Origin of the sequence: Oceanobacillus saliphilus, assembly GCF_023522835.1 — a bacterium.
GTDB classification, from domain to species: domain Bacteria; phylum Bacillota; class Bacilli; order Bacillales; family Amphibacillaceae; genus Oceanobacillus; species Oceanobacillus saliphilus.
This window is the reverse complement of record NZ_JALCZU010000051.1, coordinates 1-355: the sequence shown is the minus strand read 5'-3', so window position 1 is coordinate 355 and position 355 is coordinate 1. Positions and strand designations below refer to the sequence as shown.

The window sequence follows — 355 nt, the reverse complement described above, 5'->3', positions numbered from 1 at the left end:
AAAAATTGATGTCGTTGATTACTCTTATTTAGTTTTCAAGGTACAAATAGAGAGATTTGCTCTCTCAAAACTGAACCAAACAACCAAGTATGTCCTTACCGATGAGGAACAAGTTCCTCATCGGCGTTCCGTTATGTCCAGCTTCAGCTCCTAGAGTCTACCGTCATAAGCAATGAACTCTCCAAGCACAAAACCCGTGCTTTACGATTCCCTTGCTTATGCGTTCGCCTCTGAACAGTCGCTTCCGCCTTTAATTTAATCCTTAGAAAGGAGGTGATCCAGCCGCACCTTCCGATACGGCTACCTTGTTACGACTTCACCCCAATCATCAGTCCCACCTTCGGCGGCTGGCTCC

1 rRNA gene is annotated in these 355 nt (G+C 46.2%); it reads right to left on the bottom strand.

The annotated features are described in order from the left end of the window. Nucleotides 1-266: 266 nt before the first annotated feature. Nucleotides 267-355: ribosomal RNA gene (locus tag MN204_RS20395) — 16S ribosomal RNA — on the bottom strand; the annotation flags it as partial.